We start from the raw sequence: 20,060 nt of genomic DNA on the forward strand, positions 1-20,060 counted from the left end.
ACGTGGAGGTCCCGGTGAACGGCAACGAGGCGGAGATCGGGTATCCCGGCGTAGGCCGGGTACTGGTGATCATTCCGACGTACAACGAGTCGGAGAACGTCCGGTTGATCGTCCCCCGGGTGCGCCGGGCCACGCCCGAGGTCGACATCCTGATCGCCGACGACAACAGCCCCGACGGCACCGGGGCCATCGCCGACGAGATGGCCGCCGCCGACGACCACGTCAAGGTCCTGCACCGGCCCGGCAAGCAGGGCCTGGGCGCGGCGTACATCGCGGGCTTCGACTGGGCCCACGAGCACGGCTACGACGCCGTCGTCGAGATGGACGCCGACGGCTCGCACGCCCCGGAGGAGCTGCCCCGGCTGCTCGACGCGCTGCGCGGCGCCGACGCGGTCATCGGCTCGCGCTGGGTGCGCGGCGGCAAGGTCATCAACTGGCCGGTGCGCCGGCTCATCCTGTCGCGGGGCGCGAACCTCTACACCCGCATGGTGATGGGCATGGGCGTCAAGGACGCCACCGGCGGCTACCGCGCCTACCGGCTGCCCGTCCTTCGCAAGATCGACGTGGAGACGGTGACCTCGCGCGGCTACAGTTTCCAGGTCGAGCTGACCTACCGCACCCACCGGCACGGCTTCCGCATCGCCGAGGTGCCGATCACCTTCGCCGAGCGCGAGCACGGCGTGTCCAAGATGAGCGGCTCCATCATCAAGGAGGCGCTGTGGAAGGTCACGGTGTGGGGTGCGCAGTCCCGCCGCGAGCGCGTGCGGCGTATGTTCAAGCCGAGTGACCGCTGGCCGTGATCCCGTGCCGGCCCGACCGGCTGGAGGTGACCGGATGCGCAAGCTGCGATGGGTGCCGCTGGCCGTGCTGGGCCTGGGTGTGGTGGAGTTCGCCGTCTTCTGGGGCGTCAGCCGCCTGATCGGCATCGGCGCGACGCTGCTGCTGGCGATCGGCCTGATGCTGCTCGGGGCGTTCCTGCTGCGCAAGGAGGGACTGTCGGCCTGGCGGCGGCTGCGGGAGGCGCGACTGGCCGGGCAGGCCCGCGGCGATCAGGCCGTCGACGGCGTGGTCGGGCTGATCGCGGCACTGCTGCTGATCATTCCCGGGCTGCTGACCGCGGCCGTCGGGCTGCTGCTGCTGATCCCGCCGGTGCGCCGCCTCGCCCGGGGGCGGGTGCGCGCCGCGACCGAGAAGCGCATCCCGGCGTCGGCGGCCAACAGCGTGTTCGGGCCCAGGAGGGTCCGGGTCAGCACCCCGCACGACCCGCACCACCAGCCCCACCCGGCCCCGCCGCCGGCGGCGGGGCGACCCGGGCCGACCGAGGTCATCGAAGGCGAGATCGTCGACTGACAGCACGAAGGCGCCCGCCCCGGGAACCGGGGTGGGCGCCTTTCGCGTGTGCTCAGCGGCCGCGTCGGGTCCGCACGTCGGCCAGGCGCTCGTTGAGGATGTCGTCAAGCTCGGTCATCGACCGGCGCTCCAGCAGCATGTCCCAGTGCGTACGCGGGGGCTTGACCTTCTTCTGCTCCGGCTGGGTGCCGTCGACCAGGCGTGCCACGCTCCCGTCGAACTTGCATTCCCAGGTCGCGGGCACTTCGGCCTCGACCGCGAACGGCACCTCGAAGCGGTGGCCCTGGGCGCACAGGAACTCGCGCATCTGACGCGGCGCGAGTTCGGTGTTGCGCTCGGACTCGTAGCTGACGGCCCCCAGGCGGCTTCCCCGCAACATCCGATCGCCCATGTCAGCTCCTCACAGTCGTATGGCTTCCGGGTGATGCAACGACCTGAGGGCTCCGACGATTCCCCCGGGTGACCCACGCCGCCGTGTCGCCGATTCCGGAGAGCGCCTCATGTGTGCCGTAGCGGCGCGATATCGTCCGATTGGACCTGTTTTGCGGGGTACATCACATCCGGGGGTAACGCGATGGCCACCACGGCGGTGCCGGCATCGGGCAAACCGGTCAAGACCTGGCTCGGCCACCCCGGCGGCCTGGTCGTGCTGTTCCTCACCGAGATGTGGGAGCGGTTCAGCTACTACGGCATGCGGGCCATCCTCACCCTGTTCCTGGCCGCGGAGCTGACCGACGGCGGCTTCGGCATGGAAGACGTCGCCGCCGCCTCGCTGTATTCCATCTACGTCTCGATGGTCTACTTCACCGCCCTGCCCGGCGGCTGGATCGCCGACCGGATCCTCGGCACCCGCCGCAGCGTGCTGTGGGGCGGCATCATCATCGCGCTGGGCCACTACTCGCTCGCCTTCTCCGCCAGGTCCATGTTCTACCTCGGCCTCGTGCTCATCGTGCTCGGCACCGGACTGCTCAAACCCAACATCTCCGCCATGGTCGGCGAGCTCTACGACAAGCACCCCGAGATGCACGAGTCCCGCCGCGACGCCGGGTTCACGCTGTTCTACCTGGGCATCAACCTCGGCGCGTTCTTCGCCCCGCTGCTGACCGGCATCTTCGCCGCTCGCAACGACTGGCACGTGGCGTTCGGCATCGCGGCGGTCGGCATGACCATCGCCGTGATCCAGTACCTGGTGGGCTACCGGCGGCTGGAGGGCGTCGGCCTCAAGGCGCACAAGCCGCTGCAGACCCACGAACGCAACAAGATCCTGAAGATCTCGGCGATCGTGGTGGCCGTCGTGGTGGTGCTGCTGGCGATCGACATCGCGGCGGGCACGTTCAACGCCGACCACGTCAAGAACGCGCTCACGATCCTGGCCCTGGTCGTGCCCGCCCTGTACTTCGTCATGATGTTCCGCGACCGGACCCTGACCCACCAGGAACGCTCCCGGGTCAGCGCCTACGTGTGGATCTTCATCGGCGCGGCGCTGTTCTGGATGATCTACGACCAGGCTGGCAGCCTGGTCAACCTGTTCACCGACGAGAAGGTCGACCGGCAGGTCGGCAGCTTCGAGATCCCGACGGCCTGGTTCCAGTCGGTCAACCCGGTGCTGATCCTGCTGCTCGCGCCCGTGTTCGCGTGGATGTGGACCAGGCTGGACCGCCGCCAGCCCGGCACCCCGGTCAAGTTCTCCCTGGCCCTGCTCGGCATCGGCCTGTCGTTCCTGGTGATGGGCACCGCCGGGGCGATGGCCGCGCGCGGGCTGATCTCGCCGTGGTGGATCGTGCTGGTGTATCTCATCCAGACCTGCGCCGAGCTGCTGCTGTCGCCGGTCGGCCTGTCCGTCACGACCAAGCTCGCCCCGCTGCGCTACGCCAGCCAGGTGATGGGCCTGTGGTTCCTGGCCACCGCGGCCGGCAACGCGCTCAACACCTGGGTCACCCCGCTGAACGCCAAACTGTCCGACGCCGCGTACTACGGCCTGCTGGGCGCGCTGGCGGTCATCGTCGGCGTCTGCTTCTGGTTCGGCGCCCGCCGGATCGGCGAACTGATGTCCGGCGTGCACTGAGAGGCGACACCGATGACCACCACCACTGCCGCGACGATCACCGTCGAACAGCTGCGCGACGAGGTGACCGCGCTGGCCCGGCGCTGCCTGTGCGACCCGGTGACCGAGCTGTTCGGGCCGCTGCTGGAGACCCAGGAACGCGTCTTCAGCCGGCTGGAGAACGACCCGGTCCCCGAGCACCTGCACGAGCTGTACCTGCTGGCCGGGCTCGTGTCCGGGATGCTGGCCAAGGCCCACCACGACCTCGACCGCGAGCACCAGGCCATGTCGCTGGCCCGGATGGCGTACGTGTGCGCCGACAACGCCGGCCACGGCGGGCTGCGGGCGTGGAGCCGCGGGCTGCAGAGCCTGCTGGCGTACTCCGGGGGCCGGCCCCAGGAGGCGGCCGCGTTCGCCGACTGCGGCGCGCGCATCGCCGTCGAGCAGACCGGGTCGGTCGCCTCGTGGCTGGCCTGCGGCCTGGCCCGCGCGCTGGCCCGGCTCGGCGCGGCCGAGCCCGCCCGGCTGGCCCTGGCCCGCGCGGAGGACCTGCGCGAGCACCACGTCCACGACGACCTCGACGCGCTCGGCGGGATCTTCCTGTTCACCCCGGCCCGCCAGCACCACTACGCCGCCGACACGTACGCGTGCCTGCCGGAGCAGGCCGACCGGGCGGTCCACGAGGCCACCCGGTCGATCGCCCTGTATGCCGCCGCACCGCCAGAGCAGCGCTCCTTCGGCGACGAGGCGGGCGCCCGCTGCGTGCTGGCGCTGATCCGGGTGCGCGCCGGGGACGCCACCGCGGCCCGCGACGCGCTCGGCCCGGTGCTGCGCCTGGACCTGCCCCGGCGCACCGCCGAGGTGATGGCAGGGATGGCCCGGGTCGGCGACGCGCTGCGCCACTCCCGCTTCGTCGACGTGCCCGAAGCCCGCGACCTGCGTGAGCAGATCGAATGGTTCGCCCAGCGCCCCGCGTCCGCGCTGTCCAGCTGACCCGGTCAGGACTCCAGGAACGCGTCGGCCAGCCGCAGCAGTTCGGCGGTGGAGGCGGCCCCGCCGAGCAGCATGAGGCGCAGCCGGGCCCGCTGTTCGTCGTAGACGCTCTGCACCCGCAGCGGCCCGTCGTCGTCACGGTGCCCGCCGGCCGCGGCGGTGAGCAGGGTCGTCAGCCGGTCGGCGTCCGCGCGGGAGATCGCGTCGACGGACACCACCGCGGACACCTCGACGTGGCGGCTGCGGCGTGCCGGCTCGCGCGGGGGCGCGGGCACCGGGCCGCCGGTCAGCGCGGCCAGGTCGTCGGCGCTGATCCGGTACTGCTTGCCGATTCGCACCGCGTTGAGCCGGCCCTCGCGCACGTAGTTGCGCACCGTCTTGACGTGCAGCCCGAGGCGTTCGGCGACCTGCTCGACCGAGTACAGCTCCGACATCGGCTTTCTCCAGGGTGAGTACGGGTCCGCCCGGCGAAGGGCGGCGGGGTCGAACCGCTCAGCCCGAGCGGGCGAGGCGGAAGCCGAGGTCGTCGATGTGGAACGCGGGATGGCTGCGCCGGCGGCACGACGCCCGCAGCGCGCGCGGCAGGTCCTGCCAGCCGCCGCCGCGGAACACGCGGTACGGGCCGTAGACGCGCGGGTCGTAGACGTCCCAGCACCACTCCCACACGTTGCCGATCATGTCGTGCAGGCCCCACGCGTTCGGCGCCCTGGTCGCGACGTCACGGGCCGCGCCGCCGGAATTGGCCCGGTGCCAGGCGGTCGCGTCGAGGTCGCCGTAGCGTTCGCCGGTCGTCCCGGCGCGGCAGGCGTACTCCCACTCGGCCTCCGTCGGCAGCCGGAAGCCGCCCGCGTCCGGGTCGCAGGTCACGTCGCGGCCGTCGGGGTCGTCGCCGAGGGTGTAGCACGGCGCGCGGCCGGTCGCCGTCGACAGCGCGTTGCAGAACCGGACCGCCTCCAGCCACGACACGTCGGTCACCGGCACCCGCGGCGATGTGGCGACCCCGCCGCGCAGCGCCTCGTGCAGCTCGCGCGTCACCGGGTACGCCGCCAGCAGGAACGGCGCGACGTCGACGCGCCAGGTCCGCCGGGTGCCCTCGTCGCGCAGCTCGACGTGCCCGGCCGGGATCTCGATCATGTCGCCGACAAGCGCCGACAGCGCCGTTGCTTCCCGTAACATTCCGCATCCCTCCCTGATCGGTGACCGGGTTGCAGGCTAGCACTCCCTATCAGGGCCCAATGCAGCGACGTCAGGGAAGTTTGGGGAAGCTTGCGGCCATCCGCACGACGGTGGCGTGTGCCCTGACCGCGATCTCGGCGTCCGTGCGGGCGGGTGAGTGCAACGAGGTAGCGGCGTCGCCGGCGGCCAGCAGCGCGAGCACCGGCTGCCCGAGGCCGTCGGTCAGGTCCGCCCACTCGCACCAGGTGTCGGCGTCCTCGCCCCACCACAGGCAGCCACCGGGGGAGAACGGCCAGAACCGCTCCGGATAGCGCAGCAGCACCTTCTCCGCCCGGCCGGTGCCGATCCGGGCCAGCGCCGCCCGGTGCCCGTCCGGCAGGTCCACCGCCAGCTCCGGCAGCACGGCCAGGGGCACCGCCAGCACCACCCGGTCGGCGCGCAGCGCGCCCCAGGAACCGGCCAGGTTCACGCCGTCCGCGCCGGGCCGGACCTGCGCCACCGGCCGGTCGAGGGCGACCTCCAGCCCGGCCGCCAGGTGCGCCACGAGCGTGCCGAGGCCGTCCGGCAGCCAGCGGTCGCCCTCGCCGATGCCGGGCTCGCCGAACGCGCCCCGGGCCGAGGCCAGCCCGAAGTCCAGCCCGGACTCCGGGGTCACCCCCGCCGCGACGGCGTACGCCAGGGTGCGCCGGGACGCGGTGTCCAGTCCGGCGGCGTGGGCGGCGATCACCTCCGCCACGGGCCGGTCGGCCGCGGCGGTCAGCTCGTGCGCGGTGCGGGCCAGCGTGTCCAGCGCCGCCGGCACACCCGCCACCGGGCCGTGCGCCGACAGCGTCAGCGGGTCCGTGAAGTCCGTCGCGACGGCGGGCAGCCCGCACGCGCGGGCCAGCGCCGCGAGGCTGTTGTCGGGATACTGCTGCAGCCAGGCCGCGCCCAGGTCCGCGGTGACGCCGCCCAGGTCGACCGAGCGCACCCGCCCGCCGAGGCGGCCCCGCGCCTCCAGGACCCGCACCCGGCGGCCGTGGCGGTGCAGTTCCCGAGCGGCGGCCAAGCCCGCCACGCCCGCGCCGACGACCGCGATCCGCTCGCCGGGCCGGCCGGCGGCCAGCAGGTGCCCGGCCGCGGTCAGGCCGGACTCGTACGCGCCGTGCACCATCGCCGGGCGGGTCGGGTGCACGCCCTCCCCGGCCAGCACCAGCCGGTCCGACACCGGCTCGGCCAGCCGGGCCCGGTCGGCGCCCGTGCCGCCGACGAGCAGACCCGTCCACGCGCCACGGGACCAAGGGTCGGCGCACCACCGCGACACCGCCCACGCGACCGGCCGCGGATGGCGCATCTCAGCCCAGCGTCAGCCAGGTGATGCCAAGTTCCCGCAACCGGGCGCGCTCGGCGTCGGACACCGCCACCCGGCCGGTGGCGCGACGCAGCAGCCCGGCCCGGTCCACGCCCAGCTCCCGGGCCGCGCGCGGCGCGGAAAGCCCGAACAGCAGGCCCTCGACGATCCCGGCGGCCCGCGGGGTCAGCCACGGCGCGACGCCGAGGGCGTCGGCCAGGTCCAGGCCGTGCACGGCCAGCTCGACGACCCGGGTGACCTGGAAGTCGGTGAGCCGCATCGGGTCGCCGTGGCGGGTGGTGACCAGCCGGGACCCCGGCGTGCCGGAGACCCGCGCCACCACCTGCGCGGCCTGCTCCTCGAACCAGCCGATCAGCGCCGCCGGCGTGCGCTGGTCGGCGAAGTCCTGCGCGGAGTCGACCCGTTCGCGGTCGGCCGGCGGGCTGAAACGCTCGTCGGGGGAGTAGTAGCGCGCCGTGTCGACCGGCGGGCCCGGCGGCGGCGGCGCGTCGAGCATCGCCAGGGTGCGCGACAGCGCGATCGCGGCGTGCGCGAACTCGCCGCGCACCGTCCACGGCGGGCAGCAGGTGGGCCGGTCCAGGTCCGCGGGCGGGGCGGCGCGCAGCGCCGTGGCCAGCGCGGCCGACTCCGCGGCGATCGCGACGCCGACCGTGGTCGCGTCCGGGATCAGTGACGCCACCCGGAACCGCTCGGCGACCGTGACCGTGCCGTCGTCCACGGTGAAGTCCGGCTGCCCCAGGTAGCCGCGCATCTCGTCGGAGTGCCAGAAGCTCTCGTGCCCCGCACGCCAGTCCGCGACGGACGAGTAGCCCTCGCCCTCGTCGATCGCGTGCGCGAGGTCGATCTCGCCGAGCGGCACCTGCCGCACCTCGGTGACCTCGAGGATCGCCAGCGGCTGCCCGTCGGAGTCGATCAGCGTGGACCGCTGGCCAGGCTCGGGCAGCGGCTCGCTGTCGTGCTCGTATCCGATCACCAGCCCCGTCGAGGAGGTCTTGCTCCCGTCCAGCACCGCGGCCACCAGCTTGTCCCGCAACGGCCCCGGGAACCCCAGTTCGTAATCGCTCAGCGAGTCGTAGACCACGTCGCCAGCCTAGATCCGGCGTCGAGCCGGTTTCCGGGCGATCCCGGCCGCCGGGTCAGCCGGGCTCGGCGGGGGTGAGCGGCGCGGCGAGCAGGGCCAGCGCGCCCGCGAGGGCGAACGCGGCGCCGTAGCCGACCGGGGCGATGAGCAGGCCCAGCACGGCCGGGGTGAGCGCCGCGCCGACGTTCTGAACGGTGTTCTGCGTGCCCAGGGCCCGCCCGGCCCAGACCGGCCCGGCGTGTTCGGCCACCGCGGTGTAGGACAGGCCGTTGCCGCTCATCGACACCGCTACCGCCAGCACCAGCAGCGGTGCGGTCAGGCCCGACCCGGCCTGCGTCGCCGCGGCGACCAGCAGCACCACCGCCGCGTTGACCACGGCCAGCTGCCGCATCGGGCGCAGCCGGCTGGCGACCACGTCCGACCACCGGCCGCACGCCAGCCTGCCCGCACCGCCCAGCAGGTACGCCACCGCCGCCGCCTGCCCGGCCGCGATCTCCGACCAGCCGCGCTCGCCCACCAGGTACGCCACCGCGAAGACGCTGGTGGTGAACTGCGGGACGACCAGCAGCAGGCTCGCCCCGTGGATGCGCCACAGGCCCGCCGTCCGGTACGGCGAACCCGCCGCGGCCACCGCCGCCTGCCCCGGCCGGGGCGGGTCGACCACGAACAGGCCCACGGCCAGCGTCGACACCAGACACACCGCGGCGCACGCCAGCAGCACCCCGCGCACCCCGTACGCCTGCACCACCAGTGGTGTGCCCAGCCCGGCCAGCGCGCCGGAGATCGGCAGCGCGGTCTGGCGCAGCCCCATCGCGAACCCGCGCCGCCGCGGCGGGAACCAGCCGAGCACCACCCGGCCGCTGGCCGCGTTGCCGGCCGCGCACGCTGCCCCGACCAGGGTCAGCGTCACGCCGAGCGCCGCCAGGCCGGTGGCGTACGCCGCCGCGGTCAGCGACAGCGTCGCGCAGGTCAGCCCGACGGTCATGGTCAGGCGCTCGCCGTAGCGGTCGGCGCACCAGCCCCAGGCGATCAGCGCCAGCACCATGCCCGCGCTCGGCGCGCCCAGCAGCAGCCCCACGTCGCCGAGCCCGAAGCCCTGCGCCCGCAACGCCGGCACCAGCAGGATCAGCGCGCCGGTCGGCAGGTAGCAGGCGCCCTGGGCGAGCATGCCCAGCCCGAGCATCAGCCAGCGGTTCGCCCCCATCGGCTGACGGTAAACGGGCGGCCGCCGGCCCCGATACGTGATCCTCGTCGCCCGTTGACCCCGCTACTACGCCGTGCGATGCTACGCGGGACGTAGTAGAGGAGTCGTCATGGGCGGTCTCGCCGACCTCGGCAGGTTCTCCGAACCCGCGCTGCACATCCTGATCAGCCTGGCCCCCGGGCCCAAGCACGGCTACGCCATGCAGGACGACATCGGCGAGCTCACCGGCTCCCGCCCGGGCCCCGGCACCCTCTACGGCGCGATCCGGCGCCTGGAGGAGCACGGCTACATCGAGGCCCTGCCCGAACAGGACCGGCGCAAGCCATACCGGCTGACCGACGCCGGGCGGGCCGCGCTCAACGCCGAGCTGCAGCGCATGCGCTCGCTGGCCGCGACCGGGCTGCGCCGGCTGGCGGTCGCCTGATGCGCGCCCCGCTCATCCGCGCGGTGCTCGCCCTTTACCCGGCGACGGTCCGCGAGCGCTACGGCGACGAGATCGCCGAGCTGCTGCACGCCAGCCCCACACCCGCCCGGGACCTGGTCGACACCGCCTGGTGCGCGCTGCGCGACCGGCTTACCCACCGATCGGAGACGATGACCGTGGCGCAGGGCCGCACCGCCGCCTGGACCATGCTCAGGCTCATCGCCACGCCGCTGGCGCTGGGCCTGCTGATGCTCGCCCTGATCTCGACCATGGGTGTGCTGGCCAGCGCGGGGAACCTGTACGAGTTCGGCAACCACATGTACGTGACGGCGGTGGTGCTGTCCGTCCCACCCGCGTGGTTTTTCGGGCGATGGGCGGCGCGGGTCCGGCCGATTCCCGCCGCGGTGTTCGCCGTGCCCGTGGCGCTGGGGCTCGGCGTGGCCGCCATCGCCGTCGTGCCGGGTTTCGGCCAGGTGATGGGCGAGCAGACCCCCGCATCGCTGGCCGCGATCGCGAGCTGGACCGCGGGGGCCGCGCTGCTCGGGTACACGCTGCGGGGCCTGCTGGGCAACGGCCGGACCGTCGCCGCCAGGCTCGTCGGGGTGGTCGGCGGCTTGTTGCTGCCGGCGGCCGCGACCGCGGTGTACGTGCTGGCCGCGCTGCCCGCCGAGCGCGCCCCGCGGCGGTTCGCGCCGCTGTGGTGGGCCTCCAGCGTCAGCGGCTGGGATCCGGGCCTGGTCGACGACGCCTACCGGCAGCTCGAAGACGTGATCAAGCTGCTGCCGCAGATGCTGACCCTGTGCACCGTGTTCGTGCTCGCGGTGGTGGCCGTCACCGCGTCCCGGCCGCGAACGGTCGCGCCATCGGCTTGACTCTCACGTAACGGGAGACCGGAACCTGGTTCTCGGAAAGGAGAGAACCGTGGCTTACACCGTGGGCAAGGTCGCCGAACTCGCCGGCGTGACCGTGCGGACGCTGCACCACTACGACGAGATCGGCCTGCTGTCGCCCAGCGAGCGCTCGGCCACCGGCTACCGCCGGTACGTCGAGGACGACCTGGAGCGGCTGCAGCAGATCCTGTACTACCGGCAGCTGGAGTTCTCGCTGGAAGAGATCGCGGCCATCCTCGACGATCCGCAGTCCGACGCGACGGCGCACCTGCGCCGCCAGCACGAGCTGCTGACCGGGCGCATCAAGCGCATGCAGGAGATGGTCACCGCGATCGAGTTCGCGATGGAGGCGAAGAAAGTGGGAGTCAACCTCACCCCCGAGGAGCGCTTCGAGGTGTTCGGCGACTTCAACCCCGACGACCACACCGAGGAGGTGGAGCAGCGCTGGGGCGGCACGGACGCCTACCAGGAGTCCAGTCGCCGCACCGCCCGCTACACCAAGGACGACTGGCTGCGCAACAAGCAGGAGAACGAGGACTGGGGCCGCCGCTTCACCGCCCTGATGGACTCCGGCGCCCCCGCCGAGAGCCCCGAGGCGATGGACCTGGCCGAGGAGCATCGCCAGCTCATCAGCCGCTGGTTCTACGAGTGCAGCTACGAGATCCACACCGGCCTGGCCGACATGTACCTCGCCGACGACCGCTTCACCGCCACCTACGAGGCCATCAAACCCGGCATGACCCAGTACCTCCACGACGCGATCCACGCCAACGCCGTAACCCGCACCTAACCCTCACCCGAAGATCGCGACGATCTTGCGCGAACTGTGGGTACGACACGCCCTCAAGGGGCGAATCGTCAACGGTTCACGCAAGATCGTCGCGATCTTGGCGGGTCAGTTCCCGGTCTTGATGTGCGTGTCGGGGCCCGGGTAGAGGATGCCCTCGTGCTGGTCGTCCTCCCAGCGGACCGTGTACGGCGGGCTGCCGTCCTCGTGCGGCACCGCGGTGATCACCCCGATCCTGCGGTGGTCCCCGACGTGCGTGCCCTCGACGACGATGGTGTCGCCGACCTTTGCCTTCATGGCCTCCACCTCCTCGTCCATTGTCCGGACGAAACGGGGTCAGATGCACGTTTCACGCAACCACGGCACCGGTCCGGCTGTGCCAGACTCCCCGCCATGACCGTGTCCCTGGTGTACGAGACGCACTCGCCGACGCTGGACAACGAGGCCGGGTTCGCGACCGGGTGGCTGCCCGGGGAGCTCTCGCCGACCGGCCTGCGCAGGGCCGCCGAGCTGGGCGAACGCCGCCGCGGCGAGCGCATCGACCTGGTCGTCAGCTCGGACCTGCGGCGCGCCGTGCAGACCGCGCGGATCGCGTTCGGCGGCGCCGGCATCGAGCACCGCACCGACCCGCGACTACGGGAGATCAACTATGGGGAGCTCAACGGGATGCCCGTGAGCCGGCTGGAGGCCGAACGCCCGGGCCGGGTGGACGTGCCGTTCCCCGGCGGGGAGTCCTACCGCCAGGTCTTGGCGCGCACCGCGCACCTGCTGGAGGAACTGGCCGCGACGCAGGACGGGCGGCGTGTCCTGCTGGTGGCGCACGCCGCCAACCGGTATGCCCTCGCCGTGCTGCTGGCGGGTGCGGACCTGGCCGCGCAGGTGACCGCGCCGTTCACGTGGCAGCCCGGCTGGGCGTACGCGCTGCCCGCAGCCTGGGTCAGGCCGCCGTCCGGACCCAGCGCAGCGGGCTCTGCTCCATGAAACCGGCCCGGCGCAGCACGTTCGCGCTGGGCTTGTTGTCGTACTCCAGCGTCGCGACGACCTGCCGCGCGCCCAGCCGCTGCGCCAGTGCGACCAGCGCCGACGCGGCCTCCGCGGCGTAACCGTGCCCGCGCGCGGACTCGGCCAGGCCGTACCCGATCTCGACCGTGCCCGAGGCGTCGGGCGCGCCGTGGAAGCCGACCCCGCCCACGACCAGGCCGCTCGCGCGCACCTCGACCGTGTACGGCACCCACGGCCCGGTGGGCGCGCCCGCCTGCAGGTACATCCGGGCCGCGGTCTGGTCGCCGTCGAACGGGTAGTCGTCGGCCCAGCGCGGGTCGCGCGGCGCGCCGTCGGCGATCCGCGCCGCCAGGATGGGGGTGTAGGGGCGCAGCACGAGCCGCTCGGTCTCGATCACAAGTTCCGGAGCGTACCGGCGGCACCCCGACCATGCGGAGCGGGGACGAAACAGGCATCATGCGTCACATGACTTGGACCGCCCCGCCGATCACCCGCACCGACGAGCCGTACGTCGCCGACGAGCGCACCCTGCTGGAGGGCTACCTGGACCGGCACCGGGCCACCCTGCTGCACAAGTGCGCCGGGCTCACCGGGCGGCAGCTCGCGCAGGCGTCCGCGCCGCCGTCGACGCTGACCCTGCTCGGCCTGGTCCGGCACCTGGCCGACGTGGAGCGCACCTGGTTCCGCCGCCGGGTCCGCGGCGAGGCGGTGCCGTCGCTGTACAGCCACCCCGACGGCCGCCCCGGGGCCTCGTTCGACCTGGCCGACCCGGCGGGCGCGGAGGCCGACCTTGCGGCGCTGGCCGCCGAGCAGCAGGCCTGCCGTGACGCCGTCGCCGGGGTGTCGCTGGACGACACGTTCGTGCACGAGCGGCTCCAGGAGACCATGTCGCTGCGCTGGGTGTACCTGCACATGATCGAGGAGTACGCCCGCCACAACGGCCACGCCGACGTGATCCGCGAGGCCGTCGACGGCGTCACCGGCGAGTGAGCCCGCACCGGCCCGCTAGGCTCGGAACCGACCACGGAAAGCCCAGCTCAGGAGCCACCACCGTGCCCGACGACCGGCCTGCCGAGCCCTGGCGGGAGCGCCTGCACGCCGACTGCTCGCGCTGCTTCGCGCTGTGCTGCGTGGCCCCCGCGTTCGCGCGCTCCAGCGACTTCGCGATCGACAAGCCCGCGGGCACGGCCTGCCCGAACCTGCAGGGCGACTTCCGCTGCGGCATCCATACGCAGCTGCGCGAACGCGGCTTCGCCGGGTGCACCGTGTTCGACTGCTTCGGCGCGGGCCAGCAGGTCGCCCAGGTGACCTTCGGTGGTCGCGACTGGCGTGCCGAGCCCGCGACGGCCCGGGACATGTTCGCGTCGTTCTCGGTCATGCGGCACCTGCACGAGCTGCTGTACTACCTGCACGAGGCGGTGGCGCTGCGGCCCGGCGCAGCGCTGGGCGCGGACCTGGCCCGGGTGCTGGCGCAGACCGAGCAGCTCACCGGTGGCACGCCCGCCGAGCTGGCCGCGCTCGACGTCGACGCGCGCCGCCGCGAGGCCGGTGACCTGCTGCGCCAGACCAGCGCGGCGGTCCGCGGGCGGGGCGGCGGTCCCGGACCCGACCGGTCCGGGACCGATCTGATGGGCGCGGACATGCGCGAGGCCGACCTGCGCCGGGCGAGCCTGCGCGGCACGTACCTGATCGGGGCGGATCTGCGCGGCGCGGATCTGCGCGGGGCCGACCTGCTGGGTGCGGACCTGCGCGGGGCCGACATCCGCGGCGCGGACCTCACCGGCTGCCTGTACCTGATCCAGTCGCAGCTCGACGCGGCCCGCGGCGACCTCGGCACGCTGCTGCCGCCCACGCTCACCCGCCCGGCCCACTGGCCCGCGACGCACACGGCCACCGGCGACGCCACCAGCGCCGCCCGCCCGTCACGGTCCCGCCCGGCCCGCAGCTCCCGCCGCCGCTGAGGTCCCTGTTGGCACACGCGAACGCCGAGGTCAGTGCGGGTGGCGTCCACCGCCGGGCGACGGCGGGGCAAGCGGCTGTCCCGCCGGGTCCGTGAGCCGCTACCCTCAGTGTGTGGACCGCCGCGATCGCCGCAGTGCCGCGCCCCCCAGCGCGCGGCCGGGCCGCCGTGCGCTGGTGGCCCCGGACCTGGCCGCGCTGGCCGGGCCGACGTCGGGGGTCGCGGTGCTGCCGCACCGGCTGTTCTGGCAGGCCGACCGCCACCTCGACCTGGACAACGCGCACCTGCTGCAGTGGATGTACGAGACCGTGTTGCGCGAGGCGAGCAGCGTCGAGGAGCTGCGGGCCTGGCTCGACGGGCCGACCCTGGTCCGGCTGTGGCCGCAGCTGTTCCTGCCCCGCGGCGTGCGCCGGGCCTGGGAGGAACGCCACCCGGTGCTGCGCGCGTCCGTCGCCGCCCGGTGACGGACGCCCCCGGATGACGGTCGAGGAACTGCAGGTCGAGGTCGCCCGGATCGCGCTGGGTGTGGCACAGGCGCACGGGTTCGCGCTCGGCGGCGGGCACGCGCTCAATCTGTACGGCATCGTGCACCGCGCGACCGAGGACGTGGACCTGTTCACCGACGTCGACGGCGGCGTGCGCGCCGCCGGGGATCTGGTCGCCCAGGCGTTGCGCGCGGCCGGGCTGGACGTCACCACGTACGGCGACGACCTGGGCGAGGTGTTCGGCGGTTTCGACGACGAGCTGGTCGAGTTCCAGATCGTGCGCGGGGACGCGGTGATGCGGCTGACCCTGGCCCGGTTCGACCGCAACCGCGGCACCGTGGTCATGGACATCGGCCCGGTGCTGCACGTCGAGGACGTGCTCGGCGGCAAGGTCGCGGCGCTGGCGACCCGGGCCGAGCCCCGCGACTACATCGACGTGGCGGGCGCGCTGCGCGACTACTCCCGCGACCAGCTCGTCGAACTGGGTCTGCGGGCCGACCCGACGCTGTCCGACGAGGACTTCACCGCCGCGATGGCCCGCCTGGACCGCCTCGCCGACGACGTCTGGCGGCACCTGTACGGGCTCACCCCGCAGGCCTGCGCGACCGTGCGCGCCGCGTTCGCGGACTGGCCCCGCGCCGCAGCCTGACCGCTCGCCGCGTGTCCCGTTTACCGCCCCCGACCGACCACCGGATGGGAATCTGGCAGGGGCGGCGCTCGGGCGGAGGGGACGCGGATGGACCTGAACACCATCACCTCGGTGGTCGAGGCGCCCACCCGGGCCGACCAGGCGACCTGGCAGCCGGGCGACGCGTGGCTGGCCGGCGGCACCTGGCTGTTCTCCGAGCCGCAGCCGCACCTGCGGCGGCTGGTCGACCTGGCCGGGTTCGGCTGGGAGCCGCTGCGCGCCGGCGAGACCGGCCTGGAGATCGCCGCCACGTGCACCCTGGCCCAGCTGTACGCGCTGCCGCTGCCACCGCACTGGCCGGTGGGACCGCTGATCCGCGACTGCTGCCACGCCCTGCTCGGCTCGTTCAAGATCTGGAACGAGGCGACCGTCGGCGGCAACCTGTGCCTGTCGCTGCCACCCGGCCCGATGATCTCGTTGACGGCGGCCCTGGACGGCGTCTGCACGATCTGGACCCCGGACGGCGGCCGCCGGCAGGTCCCCGCCGCCGCGTTCGTCACCGGTCCGCGGAGCAACGTGCTGGCCCGGGGCGAGCTGCTGCGCTCGATCCACCTGCCGGACCGTGCCCTGCGCGCCACGACGGCCTTCCGCCAGATCTCGCTGTCGCCGCACGGCCGGTCGGCGGCGCTGCTCGTCGGCGCGCGTACGCCCGGCTCCTTCGTGCTGACGGTGACCGCCTCGACCGTGCGCCCGGTCCAGCTGCGGTTCCCGGCGGTGCCCGGCCCGGACGCGCTGGCCGCCGCGGTCGACCAGGCGATCGGCCCGCCGCTGTACTACGACGACGTGCACGGCAGCCCGGCCTGGCGGCGGCACATGACCCTGCGGTTCGCCGAGGAGATCAGCCGCGAGCTGGGTCCGGAGGCGTGAGACCGATGTCGGTCGAGGTCAACGGCACGAACTTCACCGCCCGGCCGCGCCCGGGGCAGTGCCTGCGCACCTACCTGCGTGAGCTGGGCTGGTACGGGGTGAAGAAGGGCTGCGACGCGGGCGACTGCGGCGCGTGCACCGTGCACCTGGACGGACAACCGGTGCACAGCTGCCTGCTGCCCGCCTTCCGCGCGCTCGGGCGCCGCGTGACGACGATCGAAGGACTCGCCCGTGGCGACGAGCCGCACCCGGTGCAGCAGGCCTTCCTCGACGCGCAGGGTTTCCAGTGCGGCTTCTGCACCGCCGGGATGATCATGACGGTGGCCGCGCTCGACGAGCGGCAGCGCCAGGACCTCGGCCGGGCGCTCAAGGGCAGCCTGTGCCGGTGCACCGGCTACCGCGCGGTCGCCGACGCCGTCGCCGGGGTGACCCACGTCGAGCAGCCCGGTCCCGGTGACCAGGTCGGCCGCAACCTGCCCGCGCCCGGCGGACCAGCGGTCGTCACCGGCACGGCCCGGTTCACCCTCGACGTGGCGGTCGACGGGCTGACGCACCTGAAGCTGCTGCGCTCGCCGCACGCACACGCCCGGATCAGGTCGATCGACCCGAGCGCGGCGCTCGCCGTGCCCGGGGTGCTGGCCGTGTTCACGCACGCGGACTCGCCGGACAAGCTCTACTCCACGGCCCGCCACGAGGACCCCCGCGACGATCCGGCCGACACCCGCCTGCTCGACGACGTGGTGCGGTTCGTCGGCCAGCGGGTGGCCGCGGTGCTGGCCGACTCCGTCGCCGCCGCCGAGGAGGGCTGCCGGCGGCTGGTCGTCGACTACGAGGTCCTGCCTGCGGTGTTCGACGCCGAGCAGGCGATGGCGCCCGGCGCCCCGACCCTGCACCCGGGCAAGGGCGCCGAGCAGCGCATCGCCTGCGCGGAGCGCAACATCGCGGTCGAGGTCCACGGCGAGGTCGGCGACGTCGAGGCCGGGTTCGCCGCCGCCGACGCGGTGTACGAGCACACGTTCACCACCCACCGGGTGCAGCACGCCCACCTGGAGACGCACGCCTCGATCAGCCGGCTGGACGAGGCGGGCCGGTTCGACGTGCGCACCAGCAGCCAGGTGCCGTTCCTGACCCGGGGCGCGCTGTGCGACCTGTTCGACCGTCCCGAGCAGACGGTCCGGGTGGCGTGCGGCCGGGTCGGCGGCGGCTTCGGGGCCAAGCAGGAGATGCTCACCGAGGACCTGGCCGCGCTGGCGACGCTGCGCACCGGCCGGGCGGTGCAGCTGGAGTTCACCAGGCAGGAGCAGTTCACCGCCACGACGACCCGCCACCCGGCGACCGTGCAGATCAAGGTGGGCGCGCGGCGCGACGGCACGCTGACGGCCCTGCGACTGCGCGTCGTCTCGAACACCGGGGCGTACGGCAACCACGCCGCCACGATCTTCCACAGCTGCCACGAGGCGGTCTCGGTGTACCGGTGCCCGAACAAGAAGGTCGACGGGTACGCCGTCTACACCAACACCGTGCCCGCCGGCGCGTTCCGCGGCTACGGCCTCAGCCAGACGATCTTCGCGATCGAGTCGGCGATGGACGAGCTGGCCCGCACCCTGGGCATCGACCCGATCGCGTTCCGGCAGCGCAACGTCATCGGACCCGACGACCCGATGATCGCCCACAGCACCGAACCCGAGGACGTCGAGATCGGCAGCTACGGCCTCGACCAGTGTCTGCAGCTCGTCGACGCGGCGCTGCGCGGCGGCGAGCGCACGGCCCCGGGGCCGGACTGGCTGGTCGGGCAGGGCGTCGCGCTCGCGATGATCGACACGGTGCCGCCGCACGGGCACCGGTCCCGCGCCCGGATCAGCCTGCGCGCCGACGGCGGGTACGACCTCGCGGTCGGCACCGCCGAGTTCGGCAACGGCACCTCCACGGTGCACCGCCAGCTCGCCGCGACGGTGCTCGGCACGAGCGCCGACCGGATCCGGCTGCGGCAGGCCGACACGGACGTCGTCGCGTACGACACCGGGGCTTTCGGGTCGACCGGCATCGTGGTCGCCGGGCTGGCCGCGACCCGCGCCGCGCAGGCGCTGCGGGATCAGCTCGTCGCCGCGGCCGCGGCCCGCACCGGCGTGGACCCGGCGGCCTGCGCGCTGGACGGCGACGCGGTGCGCTGCGGCGGTGTGCCCGTGCCGCTCGCCGACCTCGCGCAGGGCGGCTGGTCGCCGGCCGGTGAGGGCGGGTGCGACGGCTCGCCGCGGTCGGTGGCGTTCAACGTGCACGGATTCCGGGTGGCGGTGCATCCCGGCACCGGCGAGATCCGGATCCTGCAGAGCGTGCACGCGGCCGACGCCGGGCGCGTGGTCAACCCGATGCAGTGCCGCGGGCAGGTCGAGGGCGGCGTCGCCCAGGCACTGGGCGCGGCGATGTACGAGTCGATGGTGCTCGACGACACCGGACGGGTCACCACGGAGACCTTCCGCAACTATCACGTCCCGGCGTTCGGTGACGTGCCGCACACCGAGGTGCGCTTCGCCGACACCGCCGACCGGCTCGGCCCGCTGGGCGCGAAGTCGATGAGCGAGAGCCCGTTCAACCCGGTGGCTCCGGCGCTGGCCAACGCGGTCCGCGACGCCACCGGGATCCGCTTCGGCGCCCTGCCGCTGACCCGCGACCGCGTCTGCCTGAGCATCGCCGCCGGTGCGGAGATCCCGCCCGCGCACACCGCCGGGGTGCACCCGCACGAATGAGGCCCGGCGGTGGGCCGCCGCTCAGCCGAACAGGGCGGTGAACACCGCGATCAGCACCGCGTAGCAGGCCACGACGACGGCCGCGCCGGCGACGTCGGTGCGGACCCGGTGCGGACCGTGCGGCAGCAGCCAGAACGCCAGGGCCCGGTTGACCAGCGGCATCAGCAGCCAGGTGAGGATGACGCTGCTGAGCACGTTGCTGACGAAGATGGCGAACGCACCGGTGACCTGCAGCGCCCGGAGCAGGGGAGCGCCGACGTAGTACAGCAGGGTCACGGTCGGGAACAGGGCGAGCAGCACCGCCATCGCCTGCTTCCAGCTGGGCACCGCCGCGGGCGCGCCGCCGAAGCCGAACCAGCCGCTGAACGGCGACCGGATCGTGTGCAGGTCGAAGGGCCGGCGCAGGATCCGGCCGGCCTCGTGCAGGAGCCTGGCGCGCGCGTCCGATTCCAGCCATGCGGTCAGGTGCGCGGCGGTGTCGTAGCGCAGCAGCGTGACCCAGTGCTCCTGGACGCCGGGCACGGGCGGGAACAGCTCGCTGCCCAGATATCCGGGGAACCGCTCCTGCGCCTGGCTCATCCGGTCCTGCCAGCGCGCGAACGCCTGCTCCCGGCCCGGCAGCACGTCGTGTGACACGACCGCGGTGACCACGTCCCGGGCGGGCGGTTCGCCGACGAGCACCTCGACGGCGGGCGGGGCGTCGAACAGGCCCGCACCCTCGTCGAGCAGCCGGCGGCGCACGTCGGACTGCATCCAGGCGGTCAGCTGCTCGACGGTGGTGAAGCGGAAGACCACGACCCGCTCGCCGCCGGTGTCCGGCGGGCACATCTCGGCGTTCTCGAAGCCGTCGAACCGGCCGGCGGCCTCGATGGTCCGCTGTTGCCAGGGCTGGTATTCGTCCTCGCGGCCCGCGGTGACGTGCTGGGTGATGACGACGGTCGCACTGGCGGCAGGCCCGCCCGTCGCCGGGTCCACCCGTGACTCCACGATCAACTAGCCTACACAAGCGGCACT

Annotated in this window: 23 protein-coding genes and 1 pseudogene; 14 read left to right on the forward strand and 10 right to left on the reverse strand. The window is 73.7% G+C overall.

Annotated elements, in window-relative coordinates:
• Positions 1-14 precede the first annotated feature (14 nt).
• Positions 15-800 (forward strand): polyprenol monophosphomannose synthase, encoded by a 786-nt coding sequence (locus HAV39_RS32760; protein WP_239120672.1) that lies wholly within the window; start codon positions 15-17, stop codon positions 798-800.
• Between the two features lie 34 nt (positions 801-834).
• The gene (locus HAV39_RS32765; RefSeq protein ID WP_191843050.1) at positions 835-1,350 is read left to right on the forward strand and encodes an FxsA family protein; all 516 of its coding nucleotides are present in this window, start codon (positions 835-837) and stop codon (positions 1,348-1,350) included.
• A 52-nt stretch (positions 1,351-1,402) separates the two neighbouring features.
• Here the strand turns inward: HAV39_RS32765 and HAV39_RS32770 are convergent, their stop codons facing one another.
• Positions 1,403-1,741, reverse strand: a complete 339-nt coding sequence (locus tag HAV39_RS32770) for an RNA polymerase-binding protein RbpA (RefSeq protein ID WP_191843051.1) — start codon at positions 1,739-1,741, stop codon at positions 1,403-1,405.
• Positions 1,742-1,924: 183 nt separating this feature from the next.
• On the opposite strand from HAV39_RS32770, the gene HAV39_RS32775 reads away from it, so the two are divergent.
• Both HAV39_RS32775 and HAV39_RS32780 read left to right on the forward strand, forming a co-directional pair.
• Positions 1,925-3,415, forward strand: a complete 1,491-nt coding sequence (locus HAV39_RS32775; protein WP_191843052.1) for a peptide MFS transporter — start codon at positions 1,925-1,927, stop codon at positions 3,413-3,415.
• 12 nt (positions 3,416-3,427) lie between these two features.
• Positions 3,428-4,387, forward strand: coding sequence for an XRE family transcriptional regulator (locus HAV39_RS32780; protein ID WP_191843053.1), 960 nt, complete (start codon positions 3,428-3,430; stop codon positions 4,385-4,387).
• Between the two features lie 5 nt (positions 4,388-4,392).
• On the opposite strand, the gene HAV39_RS32785 is transcribed toward HAV39_RS32780, so the two are convergent.
• The 6 genes and pseudogenes from HAV39_RS32785 to HAV39_RS32805 all read right to left on the reverse strand — a co-directional run bounded on the left by HAV39_RS32785 (position 4,393) and on the right by HAV39_RS32805 (position 9,199).
• The gene (locus tag HAV39_RS32785) at positions 4,393-4,821 is read right to left on the reverse strand and encodes a helix-turn-helix domain-containing protein (RefSeq protein WP_191843054.1); all 429 of its coding nucleotides are present in this window, start codon (positions 4,819-4,821) and stop codon (positions 4,393-4,395) included.
• Between the two features lie 58 nt (positions 4,822-4,879).
• A complete protein-coding gene (locus HAV39_RS32790) occupies positions 4,880-5,563 on the reverse strand; it encodes a formylglycine-generating enzyme family protein (protein ID WP_239120671.1) in 684 nt (227 codons plus the stop codon).
• Between the two features lie 70 nt (positions 5,564-5,633).
• Positions 5,634-6,896, reverse strand: coding sequence for a flavin monoamine oxidase family protein (locus HAV39_RS32795; protein ID WP_191843055.1), 1,263 nt, complete (start codon positions 6,894-6,896; stop codon positions 5,634-5,636).
• Between the two features lies 1 nt (position 6,897).
• A complete protein-coding gene (locus tag HAV39_RS43010) occupies positions 6,898-7,593 on the reverse strand; it encodes a maleylpyruvate isomerase N-terminal domain-containing protein (RefSeq protein ID WP_239120677.1) in 696 nt (231 codons plus the stop codon).
• Positions 7,579-7,995, reverse strand: a pseudogene (locus HAV39_RS43015) (ASCH domain-containing protein); the annotation flags it as partial. The pseudogene HAV39_RS43015 and the gene HAV39_RS43010, both read right to left, overlap by 15 nt.
• 55 nt (positions 7,996-8,050) lie before the next feature.
• Positions 8,051-9,199 (reverse strand): MFS transporter, encoded by a 1,149-nt coding sequence (locus HAV39_RS32805; protein WP_191843057.1) that lies wholly within the window; start codon positions 9,197-9,199, stop codon positions 8,051-8,053.
• Between the two features lie 109 nt (positions 9,200-9,308).
• On the opposite strand from HAV39_RS32805, the gene HAV39_RS32810 reads away from it, so the two are divergent.
• From HAV39_RS32810 to HAV39_RS32820, 3 genes are read left to right on the forward strand one after another with little or no spacing between them, the layout of a single operon-like run.
• Positions 9,309-9,623 carry a PadR family transcriptional regulator gene (locus tag HAV39_RS32810; RefSeq protein ID WP_191843058.1) on the forward strand — a complete coding sequence of 105 codons (315 nt, stop codon included), beginning with the start codon at positions 9,309-9,311 and terminating at the stop codon, positions 9,621-9,623.
• Positions 9,623-10,495 (forward strand): hypothetical protein, encoded by an 873-nt coding sequence (locus HAV39_RS32815; RefSeq protein ID WP_191843059.1) that lies wholly within the window; start codon positions 9,623-9,625, stop codon positions 10,493-10,495. The genes HAV39_RS32810 and HAV39_RS32815 overlap by 1 nt, the downstream gene beginning before the upstream one ends.
• A gap of 49 nt (positions 10,496-10,544) precedes the next feature.
• Positions 10,545-11,303, forward strand: a complete 759-nt coding sequence (locus HAV39_RS32820) for a MerR family transcriptional regulator (RefSeq protein ID WP_191843060.1) — start codon at positions 10,545-10,547, stop codon at positions 11,301-11,303.
• Positions 11,304-11,408: 105 nt separating this feature from the next.
• On the opposite strand, the gene HAV39_RS32825 is transcribed toward HAV39_RS32820, so the two are convergent.
• The gene (locus HAV39_RS32825) at positions 11,409-11,618 is read right to left on the reverse strand and encodes a DUF1918 domain-containing protein (RefSeq protein WP_239120670.1); all 210 of its coding nucleotides are present in this window, start codon (positions 11,616-11,618) and stop codon (positions 11,409-11,411) included.
• Between the two features lie 75 nt (positions 11,619-11,693).
• Here HAV39_RS32825 and HAV39_RS32830 point away from each other — a divergent pair, with 75 nt between their 5' ends.
• A complete protein-coding gene (locus tag HAV39_RS32830; RefSeq protein ID WP_191843061.1) occupies positions 11,694-12,281 on the forward strand; it encodes a histidine phosphatase family protein in 588 nt (195 codons plus the stop codon).
• Here HAV39_RS32830 and HAV39_RS32835 read toward each other — a convergent pair.
• On the reverse strand, positions 12,238-12,699 hold the full coding sequence (locus HAV39_RS32835; RefSeq protein ID WP_191843062.1) for a GNAT family N-acetyltransferase: 462 nt from the start codon (positions 12,697-12,699) through the stop codon (positions 12,238-12,240). The genes HAV39_RS32830 and HAV39_RS32835 overlap by 44 nt on opposite strands.
• Before the next feature lie 68 nt (positions 12,700-12,767).
• Here HAV39_RS32835 and HAV39_RS32840 point away from each other — a divergent pair, with 68 nt between their 5' ends.
• From HAV39_RS32840 to HAV39_RS32865, 6 genes are all read left to right on the forward strand, one after another.
• Positions 12,768-13,292, forward strand: coding sequence for a DinB family protein (locus HAV39_RS32840; protein WP_191843063.1), 525 nt, complete (start codon positions 12,768-12,770; stop codon positions 13,290-13,292).
• 62 nt (positions 13,293-13,354) lie between these two features.
• Complete coding sequence (locus HAV39_RS32845) at positions 13,355-14,263, forward strand: pentapeptide repeat-containing protein (RefSeq protein WP_191843064.1); 909 nt, start codon at positions 13,355-13,357, stop codon at positions 14,261-14,263.
• A gap of 112 nt (positions 14,264-14,375) precedes the next feature.
• The gene (locus HAV39_RS32850) at positions 14,376-14,726 is read left to right on the forward strand and encodes a hypothetical protein (RefSeq protein WP_191843065.1); all 351 of its coding nucleotides are present in this window, start codon (positions 14,376-14,378) and stop codon (positions 14,724-14,726) included.
• A 13-nt stretch (positions 14,727-14,739) separates the two neighbouring features.
• A complete protein-coding gene (locus HAV39_RS32855; protein ID WP_191843066.1) occupies positions 14,740-15,396 on the forward strand; it encodes a nucleotidyl transferase AbiEii/AbiGii toxin family protein in 657 nt (218 codons plus the stop codon).
• 87 nt (positions 15,397-15,483) lie between these two features.
• Entirely contained in the window at positions 15,484-16,302 is an 819-nt protein-coding gene (locus HAV39_RS32860) for an FAD binding domain-containing protein (RefSeq protein ID WP_191843067.1), read from the forward strand.
• A gap of 5 nt (positions 16,303-16,307) precedes the next feature.
• The gene (locus HAV39_RS32865; protein ID WP_191843068.1) at positions 16,308-19,046 is read left to right on the forward strand and encodes a molybdopterin-dependent oxidoreductase; all 2,739 of its coding nucleotides are present in this window, start codon (positions 16,308-16,310) and stop codon (positions 19,044-19,046) included.
• A gap of 21 nt (positions 19,047-19,067) precedes the next feature.
• On the opposite strand, the gene HAV39_RS32870 is transcribed toward HAV39_RS32865, so the two are convergent.
• Positions 19,068-20,033 (reverse strand): antibiotic biosynthesis monooxygenase, encoded by a 966-nt coding sequence (locus tag HAV39_RS32870; RefSeq protein WP_203736325.1) that lies wholly within the window; start codon positions 20,031-20,033, stop codon positions 19,068-19,070.
• Between the last annotated feature and the right edge of the window lie 27 nt (positions 20,034-20,060).

The organism is Catellatospora chokoriensis (assembly GCF_011297315.1).
GTDB lineage: Bacteria > Actinomycetota > Actinomycetes > Mycobacteriales > Micromonosporaceae > Catellatospora > Catellatospora citrea.

Coding starts and splice junctions, on each gene's coding strand:
- HAV39_RS32775 (WP_191843052.1), top strand. CDS start 1,925: ATGGCCACCACGGCGGTGCCGGCATCGGGCAAACCGGTCAAGACCTGG.
- HAV39_RS32780 (WP_191843053.1), top strand. CDS start 3,428: ATGACCACCACCACTGCCGCGACGATCACCGTCGAACAGCTGCGCGAC.
- HAV39_RS32770 (WP_191843051.1), bottom strand. CDS start 1,741: ATGGGCGATCGGATGTTGCGGGGAAGCCGCCTGGGGGCCGTCAGCTAC.
- HAV39_RS32790 (WP_239120671.1), bottom strand. CDS start 5,563: ATGTTACGGGAAGCAACGGCGCTGTCGGCGCTTGTCGGCGACATGATC.
- HAV39_RS32815 (WP_191843059.1), top strand. CDS start 9,623: ATGCGCGCCCCGCTCATCCGCGCGGTGCTCGCCCTTTACCCGGCGACG.
- HAV39_RS32825 (WP_239120670.1), bottom strand. CDS start 11,618: ATGGACGAGGAGGTGGAGGCCATGAAGGCAAAGGTCGGCGACACCATC.
- HAV39_RS32860 (WP_191843067.1), top strand. CDS start 15,484: ATGGACCTGAACACCATCACCTCGGTGGTCGAGGCGCCCACCCGGGCC.
- HAV39_RS32865 (WP_191843068.1), top strand. CDS start 16,308: ATGTCGGTCGAGGTCAACGGCACGAACTTCACCGCCCGGCCGCGCCCG.
- HAV39_RS32855 (WP_191843066.1), top strand. CDS start 14,740: ATGACGGTCGAGGAACTGCAGGTCGAGGTCGCCCGGATCGCGCTGGGT.
- HAV39_RS32840 (WP_191843063.1), top strand. CDS start 12,768: ATGACTTGGACCGCCCCGCCGATCACCCGCACCGACGAGCCGTACGTC.
- HAV39_RS32795 (WP_191843055.1), bottom strand. CDS start 6,896: ATGCGCCATCCGCGGCCGGTCGCGTGGGCGGTGTCGCGGTGGTGCGCC.
- HAV39_RS32805 (WP_191843057.1), bottom strand. CDS start 9,199: ATGGGGGCGAACCGCTGGCTGATGCTCGGGCTGGGCATGCTCGCCCAG.
- HAV39_RS32830 (WP_191843061.1), top strand. CDS start 11,694: ATGACCGTGTCCCTGGTGTACGAGACGCACTCGCCGACGCTGGACAAC.
- HAV39_RS32765 (WP_191843050.1), top strand. CDS start 835: ATGCGCAAGCTGCGATGGGTGCCGCTGGCCGTGCTGGGCCTGGGTGTG.
- HAV39_RS32810 (WP_191843058.1), top strand. CDS start 9,309: ATGGGCGGTCTCGCCGACCTCGGCAGGTTCTCCGAACCCGCGCTGCAC.
- HAV39_RS32785 (WP_191843054.1), bottom strand. CDS start 4,821: ATGTCGGAGCTGTACTCGGTCGAGCAGGTCGCCGAACGCCTCGGGCTG.